Below are 7,769 nucleotides of genomic sequence, written 5' to 3' on the forward strand. Positions count from 1 at the left end.
GTGGTTCCACATCAAGTGCTGGCAACATCGGTCAGGGGCCCCAGCGCCGCGCCCTTCGGGAGCCACTGAGAGCCTTGATAGCTGCGTTGCTCTGACTCGATTTGGAACCACCAAACCTTCGCCATCGCGCCTTGCTCTCAAGGCTCTCAGTGGCTCAGTAGGTCAGCGAATTAACCAGACGGGACACTAGCGTGGATCGCTGGGGTCAGCCGCCCAACAGGCCCGCGTAGGCACAGTAGAAAAAGGCCCCGGAGCCGACGAGGATGACGCCCCAGAGGGGGAAGATCAGAGCCGAGCGAGTCGGTGTTTTCATAGTCATCTCCTGACATTGATGCGACTGCTTGGTGGATACGCTGTAACCCTCACTGTAGACCAGTCTTGATTAATGTCACGGTTTAATTTCTGAACAACTTCTCAGTGCGGACGAATTGGCCAACCGGGACGTTATTTATTGCTATTGAGGCCAAGGCGAGGTCGGCTACTATGCATGTAGAGTCATAACAACAATAAAGCACCGCACTACACCGGCTGAACAATAACAATCAGGAGTTACGAATGGCGGTAGATTCTCGCAAGCAGACATCACTGCACTGTCTTTATTACTGGGCGGAGCAAACCCCCGATAAAGTCTATCTCACCCAGCCCTATCCTGATGGTCGTGTGGAAGATATCACCTGGAATCAGGCAGCCGACCAGGTTTCCCGGATGGCCGGTTACCTGATGAGTCTGGACCTGCCGGACCGCAGCAACATCGGACTCCTGGGCAAGAACAGCGCCTACTGGATACTGGCGGACCTGGCGATCTGGGCCGCCGGCCATGTCAGCGTTCCACTTTACCCGACTCTCAACGGGGAGACGGCGGCCTATATCCTGGAGCACAGCGAGGCCAGGCTGCTATTCCTCGGCAAGATGGATGGCACTGCTGACGGCTGGAACGACATCAAGGGCAGCCTGCCTGCCGATCTGCCGATTATTTCCCTGCCGCTGTCGCCCCGGGACGACACTCCGAAGTGGCTCGACATTATTGCCGAACATGAACCCGCAGAGCCCCGGATGCCGGGTCCGGATGACCTGGCAACGATTGTCTATACCTCCGGCTCCACCGGTCGTCCGAAGGGCGTCATGCACAGTTTCCGGAACATGATTTCCGTGGCTGACGGTCTGCAGCAACTGTTCCCGGTAAGCTCCGAGGAGCGCATGCTGTCATATCTGCCCCTGGCCCACGTGGCGGAACGGGCGGCGGTGGAGACCCAGTCCCTGTATTTCGGCTTCCATCTCTATTTCGCCAACTCCCTGGACACCTTCCAGGAAGACCTGCAACGGGCCAGGCCAACGCTGTTCTTCTCGGTGCCCCGCCTGTGGATGAAGTTCTACCTGGGCGTGAATGCCAGGTTGCCGCCGAAAAAGCAGAGGCTGCTGTTCAACATCCCGATCCTGAATTCGGTGGTCAAGAAAAAGGTACTCCGGCAACTGGGCCTGGACCATTGCCGGGCCGCGCTCACCGGCGCCGCCCCCCTGTCCGCGGAAATCGTTTCCTGGTACCGCAACCTGGGCCTGGAGCTGCTGGAGGTGTACGGCATGTCGGAGAACTTCGGCTATTCCCATGCCAATCGTCCGGGTCAGGCCAGGGCGGGGTATGTGGGCATGGCCAACCCCGGGGTTGAGCACCGGATCGGTGAGGGTGGAGAAGTCCAGGTCCGGAGCCCGGGCCAGATGCTTGGCTACTACAAGAACGAGGAGAAAACGCGGGAGGACCTTACCGATGATGGCTTCCTGAAGACCGGAGACATGGGTGAAATCGACAATCAGGGCTATCTCCGGATCACCGGCCGGGTCAAGGATCTGTTCAAGACTTCAAAAGGCAAGTATGTAGTACCGGTGCCCATCGAGAACCGCTTCAACCATCCCCGGGCCGAGGTGGTCTGTGTGGCTGGAGCCAATCAGCCGCAGCCTTGTCTGATGGTGCTGTTATCGGAGGAAGCACGGGATGAGCTGGAGCGGGGTGCCGATCGTTCAGAACTTGAGCAGGAGCTGGCAGCCGAGCTGGATGCGGTGAACGCGGCCTGTGAGGCCCATGAAAAGGTGGCCTTCGTGGTGGTTGTGAAGGAGCCCTGGACCATGGAGAACGGAATGCTCACGCCCACCATGAAGATCAAGCGGAACGTGATCGAGGACTTCTATAACAACAGGATGGAGGACTGGTTTGCCCGGAACAGCAAGGTAGTCTGGGAGTTCTGATCGCTTTTCTTCGAGCCAACAAAAAAACGCCGGCGATGATCGCCGGCGTTTTTTGTTGGGCTGTTCTCTGACCCGAATCACCTATGGTGAATCAGTGTCCACCCTGAACCTGAGGCATATCCTGAGCCACAACCGCAGCCTTGCGGTTGAAAATGCGCACCTTGCGACTGATAAACTGCGCCGCCTGCTTTGCTGCAGTACGGGTATACTGGCGCCTGATCTCAGCACTGTTGTGGAGGATACTGGACGGCAGCGGGTTAACGGTTGCGATATGGTTCTGAGTCATAGCGCCTTCCTCCTTTTCATTTGGTGGATTGATTAGCGATCTACCTTTAATTTACGAACTATTCTAAGGATTCTTTTTTGCAGCTTAAATACGTTAAACTCCGTATCCGCGTTGCAAATATGCAGTGATTATGGACTGGGATTATCTTCGATATATAAGGGCCCTTGCAATAGGCGGAACGCTTGCAAAGGCCGGTGAATTGCTGGGTGTGCACCAGACCACTGTTCTGAGGCGACTCGATCAGATGGAAGAGTCTTTGGGTGTGCAATTTTTTGAACGCAATCAGAGCGGGTTGCAACTGACCCCCGTGGGAGAAATGGCATTCCGGGAGGCCGAGAGGCTGGCCACGGACATGGAAAACCTGGAGCGCAAACTGGTTGGCGGAGATTCCGCGCCGGTTGGAAAGGTCCGGATCGCGGCTGAGGACATGATGCTGAACGAGCTGCTCAGCCCGATCCTGTCGGAGCTGGTCCGGGAGTTTCCGGATATCGAGCTGGAAGTGCTCACTGACAACGATGTGGCCAACCTTTCGCACCGGGAGGCGGACCTTACGCTGCGGCCGGAAAACAAGCCCCAGGCGACCCTCGAAGGGGAGCGTATTGCCGCTGTCGAGTCCGCAGTCTATGGTTCCGCCCGTTATTGCCGGCGCAACCGGGACATGGACATCGAGAACCGGCCGGAGGACTGCCTCTGGATCATCCCGGACGAGACCTTCAGCCAGTTGGCGACCGGGCGCTGGTACCGCAAGCACCTGAAGAACGTCACCTCGGTGATCCGCTGCAACAGTCTGGAGTCCATGGCTGCCCTCGCCAGGGCCGGCGCCGGGCTGGCGGTGTTGCCATGTTATGTCGGTGAGAGCGCCAAAGAGCTGAGACGGTTATCAGATCCGCTGGAGGGTGAAAGCGTGGATCTATGGTTGCACGTTAACCAGGATACCCAGCAGATGGCCCGGGTGCGTATCGTGATGGAATTCCTGGTGGATCGGTTGCGGGCGTTGGAATCGGCGATCGAGATCAGTACCACCTTCTGATTACCGCTCCGCCCGGCAGAATGGCCAGAACTGATACCAGCGCCAGCACTGGAACTCCTGTTCGCACTGCTGCAGCTGGTTATGATAGCGGAACGCCCGGCTGCGGACCCGGGCAGCCAGTGCCCGGATCTCAGGCTTCTGGTCATAGCTTCTGCGGGTGTAACCGCCTCGGCCCTCGTGATAGGCCAGGTAGAGTTCCCGGGGAGCGGTGAAGGGAATGCCGAGGTGTTCATGACTCAGTCGGTTGTACCAGCCCACGAAATCCAGTGCGTATTCCATGTCCGAGCGGACGGTCAGCCAGCCACCATCGTTTTCTGCCTGATATTCCCGCCAGGCCGGATCCAGCGCCTGGGCGTAGCCGAAGGCCGTGGTGGGCCGGGTCCACGGGATCAGTCCCCAGAGCAGGGTCCTTGGCGGTCGGGCGTGACTGCGGAACGAAGATTCGTAGTACACGAAGGCCATCTGGGTGGCGATGGGTGTCCCCCATTTGTCCTGGGAGGCCCGGGCGTAGTCGTACCAGACCGAGTGTTCCCGGAAAATCTCGCACAGATTGTCTGGGTTGGCGGGCGGATCCGGCGCCAGCAGGCTGAAACGGAGGGTGGCCCACATGCCCACCAGCAAGCCCAGAACCGGTAACCCATACCACTTTGCCCGCGCACGCCACACATTAAGGCGCTTGCTGCGACGCTGCCTGCGTCGGGAGCGTGGTTTGCGCGATTTCCCTACCAAACTGTCATCTCCCCGGGGCTTTGAATGGCTTGCTGAGGGGGCTGCGGCCGTGTCATAAACGGCGGTATTCCCAACTCAGGATGATAGTGAAATGAGACTTGGCACCCTAGTTAAACCTCTTTTAGTCGTAACGCTGCTGGCTGGCGGGATGGCCCATGCCGCCCCGAGTGCCCAGCAGGTGCTGGCGGCATCCCCCATTGACGACATCGTTGCCCAATACCCGGCGATGATGAGCCAGGGGATTCGCGAGGGCATGAAACAGAGTGGCCAGGTACCGCCGATGGTGGCGGAAACCCTGGGGCATATTGTCAGTAGCAGTTTCCGGGCCGAGGACATCGAACGCCGGATCATCGCCGACCTGGACGAGAACCTCTCGGATGCGCAGTTGGAAGCAGTGCGTGAGTGGTATGAGACACCCGTGGCGCGGAAGATAGCCGAAGCGGAAATCGCCGCATCGGCCCCCGACAACTGGCAGCAGGTTAGGGCTCAGGCTCCGGCCCTGAACGAAAAGTATCAGGGCACCGAAAGGTCCCGCATGTTTGACCGGTTTGATCGCGCCTCCCGCGCCACCGAAAGCGCCGTGGATACGTCCATCGCAGTGCAGCTGGGCATGGCGACGGCGATGGCCGCATTGAGCACGGACTCCGTGCATTACGAGCAGATCCGCCAGCGTATCGAGGGGCAGCGCAGCATGCTGCGCGGCATGATGGAGCAGCAGGTCTATGACAGTTATCTGTATACCTACCGCAACATCAGTAACCAGGAGCTGGGCCTGTACCTGGACTTCCTCGAAAGCGACGCCGGTTCGGCATTTTCCCGGGTGGTTACCAACAGTATCCAGCAGGCGATAACCGAGCCGGTGGAAAGCGTTGGCAAGCAGATGTCCCGTTTCCTCAGTCCGGAATCACCAAACGGTCAGTAAACTCCCGCAGTTCCCGGTAAACCTCCTCCCGTTTGCGTTCATAGCGGTGGGAAAAATGGAACGAGATCAGCTGCCGGGCCCCCGCCCCGTTGGCAATCCGGGCACAGGCTCGGGTAGTGAGGTGGTGGGTCCGGTGGGCCTGGTCCTCATCCGCCATCATGAACGAGGCCTCGCAGAACAGGGTGTGAGCGCCCTGGGCGAGGGCGGTCATTTTCCCGGTGTTTTCCGGGGTATCCGCGAAATCCGTGCCATAGACTACCTTGTCCCCGGGTGCCTGGATCAGCAGCTTGCGGGCTAGGTCCTCTGCTCGCCAGGTGCGGGAGGCGTCCGGTGAAATCAGCTCGTCAGGCTGCTTGCGCAACACCGCCATTTTCAGATCATGCAACCAGGGTCCCGGTTGTAATCCCATGGCCTTCAACCGGTCGTTGCGTACCTGCAGCTTGCCAAAGGGCTCCCAGGCGTACGCCATAACCGGCGTGCCGTGGTCCAGCAAGGCGGCGCGTATCTGGAATTCCGGCTCCCGGTAAAGCACACCATCGGGCGTGGACTGATCCGCCAGGGGTGTCGGTGTCGGTTCGCCCGCGGTGATCTTCCAGCGTTTGAGATGATCCCCGTGCCACTCGTGAACCATGAACCGGGGGGCCCGGTCCTCGACCCGGTCCCACAGGATGCCGCTGATCATACCGGTGATGTGTCGCATCAGTCCGGGCGGTCCGAACAACCGACAGGGCGGGAAGTGGCCGATCCGACTGCGCAGGAACCACATGAATCCGCCGATGTGGTCGGCGTGGCAATGGGTGATAAACACATCGCTGACCTGGTGGGCGGAGCGAAGGGGCATGCGCCCGGTATCCCCGAGGTCAAACAACAGACTCCGGGATTCATGCAGCAGCCGTAACTGCAACAGCGGGTCACCGCCCACGCCGTTGACCAGGGAAGCCACCACCGGTCCGACCCTTACCACCACTTGAGGGTCCTTGGCCACGCTGGTCAGCGCACCAAGCTCAACGCTGACCTGTACTGCGCCGGTCGGCTGTCGTTTGCAGTCCATATGGGCTCCCGCGTGGTGAATTTTCGGGTGTCTGAAATTTGTACAAAGCCGGATTTCGGTCCACTCTCCCTAGTATATGCGAGTGAGGAGAGTCGCAATGGATTTCAATGCCTATCAGAAAGCCTTGTCCTCGCAACTCAGGGGGCTGGAGTGCCCGTTTACCGAAAAGGAATTTGACCAACGGCTGGCCCGTGTCCGGGATCGTATGGCCCGGGAAGACTTTGGGGCACTGCTGTTGACCGATCCCTCCGATATCTTCTACCTGACCGGTTACAGCACCTTCGAGGTGTCCGTTCATGTGGCCCTGGTGGTCACCCAGGAAGATCTTCTGTTACAGGTGCCCTCCATCGAAATGGGACCGGCCATGGTCACCACCCGGGTTGCCCGGGTCAGCGGCTACCGTTGGGAGGGTATCGGCGAAGTGCTGGAGCCGCTCGTGAAGATCCTCAATGACGGAGTCGAAACCGTGGGCATTGATGCCTGGCACGGCTCCCTGCGCCAGGGGGTACTGGAAGGGCTCCGGGCCCGAATGCCTGGCGTCCGGTTTCTCAACAATGGCGGCCTGCTGAAAAAGATCCGGATCGTGAAGTCGCAGGCCGAGATCGGCTTGCTGCGCGAAAGTGCCCGGATAACCGCCGAAGGGCTGGAAGCGGCAGTAGCGGCGGTGCGCCCCGGTGTCACCGATAATGACATTGCCGCGGTCGGTGCCCGGACTTTGCTGGAAGCCGGCAGTGAATTCATGAGCATGCAGCCGATCGTGACCGCCGGCCGGCGCAGCAGCGTGATTCACTGCAACCACAAGCGTACGGTGATACAGGAAGGGGATCCGGTGTTCCTGGAGTTCGGGTCCGCCTGGCACCGCTACACGGCACCCATGATGCAGACCATTGTGGCCGGAGCGCGGCCCTCCTCTGAAATGGAGCGGGTCCACGACGGCTGCCGACGCATTGTGGAAACGCTGCTGAACTCAATCCGCCCGGGCGTCACCTTTGATCAGGCCGCCCATGACGCCGAACGCGCGCTCCAGCCACTGGCCGACAAGGTGTTCTTTTCTGGCGTATTCGGCTACACGGTAGGCGCCCAGTTTCCGCCCTCCTGGGTCGAAGGCTCGGGTTTCATCGCCCGGGGCGGCAACATGGAGTTCCGTCCAGGCATGGTCTTTCATCTGCCCATCTGCCTGCGTATTCCCAACCAGTGGGGAATAGGCTGCAGCGAGACCATCCTGGTCACGGACGACGGCGCTGAGCCGATTACCCACAACCCCTGGACCCTCGGCTAGTGTCCCGTCTGGTTAATTCGCTGACCTACTGCGTGGCGCTGGAGACCCTGGCCAAGGCGCCAGTGCGCAGGTGTGGTGGTTCCACATCAAGTGCTGGCAACATCGGTCAGGGGCCCCAGCGCCGCGCCCTTCGGGAGCCACTGAGAGCCTTGATAGCTGCGTTGCTCTGACTCGATTTGGAACCACCAAACCTTCGCCATCGCGCCTTGCTCTCAAGGCTCTCAGTGGCTCAGT

The 7,769-nt window shown here is 59.9% G+C and carries 8 protein-coding genes; 5 read left to right on the forward strand and 3 right to left on the reverse strand.

Annotated features, from left to right (window positions below):
- Positions 1 to 555 precede the first annotated feature (555 nt).
- A complete protein-coding gene (locus R6W86_RS06605; protein ID WP_410328580.1) occupies positions 556 to 2,238 on the forward strand; it encodes an AMP-binding protein in 1,683 nt (560 codons plus the stop codon).
- Positions 2,239 to 2,329: 91 nt separating this feature from the next.
- On the opposite strand, the gene R6W86_RS06610 is transcribed toward R6W86_RS06605, so the two are convergent.
- Entirely contained in the window at positions 2,330 to 2,524 is a 195-nt protein-coding gene (locus R6W86_RS06610) for a hypothetical protein (RefSeq protein ID WP_410328581.1), read from the reverse strand.
- A 130-nt stretch (positions 2,525 to 2,654) separates the two neighbouring features.
- On the opposite strand from R6W86_RS06610, the gene R6W86_RS06615 reads away from it, so the two are divergent.
- Positions 2,655 to 3,554: a LysR family transcriptional regulator gene (locus R6W86_RS06615; RefSeq protein ID WP_410328582.1), complete on the forward strand. Its 900-nt coding sequence runs from the start codon at positions 2,655 to 2,657 to the stop codon at positions 3,552 to 3,554.
- On the opposite strand, the gene R6W86_RS06620 is transcribed toward R6W86_RS06615, so the two are convergent.
- Positions 3,555 to 4,163 carry a lysozyme-like domain containing protein gene (locus R6W86_RS06620; RefSeq protein WP_410328587.1) on the reverse strand — a complete coding sequence of 203 codons (609 nt, stop codon included), beginning with the start codon at positions 4,161 to 4,163 and terminating at the stop codon, positions 3,555 to 3,557.
- A 211-nt stretch (positions 4,164 to 4,374) separates the two neighbouring features.
- Between R6W86_RS06620 and R6W86_RS06625 the strand changes: the two genes are divergently transcribed.
- A complete protein-coding gene (locus R6W86_RS06625; protein ID WP_410328583.1) occupies positions 4,375 to 5,205 on the forward strand; it encodes a DUF2059 domain-containing protein in 831 nt (276 codons plus the stop codon).
- Here R6W86_RS06625 and R6W86_RS06630 read toward each other — a convergent pair.
- Positions 5,177 to 6,256 carry an MBL fold metallo-hydrolase gene (locus R6W86_RS06630; protein WP_410328584.1) on the reverse strand — a complete coding sequence of 360 codons (1,080 nt, stop codon included), beginning with the start codon at positions 6,254 to 6,256 and terminating at the stop codon, positions 5,177 to 5,179. The two genes, R6W86_RS06625 and R6W86_RS06630, sit on opposite strands and share 29 nt — an antisense overlap.
- A 97-nt stretch (positions 6,257 to 6,353) precedes the next feature.
- On the opposite strand from R6W86_RS06630, the gene R6W86_RS06635 reads away from it, so the two are divergent.
- Together R6W86_RS06635 and R6W86_RS06640 are read left to right on the forward strand one after the other, a co-directional pair.
- A complete protein-coding gene (locus tag R6W86_RS06635) occupies positions 6,354 to 7,535 on the forward strand; it encodes a M24 family metallopeptidase (RefSeq protein ID WP_410328585.1) in 1,182 nt (393 codons plus the stop codon).
- A complete protein-coding gene (locus R6W86_RS06640; RefSeq protein ID WP_410328586.1) occupies positions 7,535 to 7,705 on the forward strand; it encodes a hypothetical protein in 171 nt (56 codons plus the stop codon). Before R6W86_RS06635 ends, R6W86_RS06640 begins: the two co-directional genes overlap by 1 nt.
- Positions 7,706 to 7,769: the final 64 nt, after the last annotated feature.

The sequence above is a fragment of the Marinobacter sp. genome (genome assembly GCF_046484525.1).
In the GTDB taxonomy this organism is placed as follows: Bacteria; Pseudomonadota; Gammaproteobacteria; order Pseudomonadales; family Oleiphilaceae; genus Marinobacter.

Excerpts from the sequence above, each read along its gene's own strand:
- R6W86_RS06630 (WP_410328584.1), bottom strand. The coding sequence starts at position 6,256 with ATGGACTGCAAACGACAGCCGACCGGCGCAGTACAGGTCAGCGTTGAG.
- R6W86_RS06610 (WP_410328581.1), bottom strand. The coding sequence starts at position 2,524 with ATGACTCAGAACCATATCGCAACCGTTAACCCGCTGCCGTCCAGTATC.
- R6W86_RS06635 (WP_410328585.1), top strand. The coding sequence starts at position 6,354 with ATGGATTTCAATGCCTATCAGAAAGCCTTGTCCTCGCAACTCAGGGGG.
- R6W86_RS06620 (WP_410328587.1), bottom strand. The coding sequence starts at position 4,163 with ATGTGGGCCACCCTCCGTTTCAGCCTGCTGGCGCCGGATCCGCCCGCC.
- R6W86_RS06625 (WP_410328583.1), top strand. The coding sequence starts at position 4,375 with ATGAGACTTGGCACCCTAGTTAAACCTCTTTTAGTCGTAACGCTGCTG.
- R6W86_RS06615 (WP_410328582.1), top strand. The coding sequence starts at position 2,655 with ATGGACTGGGATTATCTTCGATATATAAGGGCCCTTGCAATAGGCGGA.
- R6W86_RS06605 (WP_410328580.1), top strand. The coding sequence starts at position 556 with ATGGCGGTAGATTCTCGCAAGCAGACATCACTGCACTGTCTTTATTAC.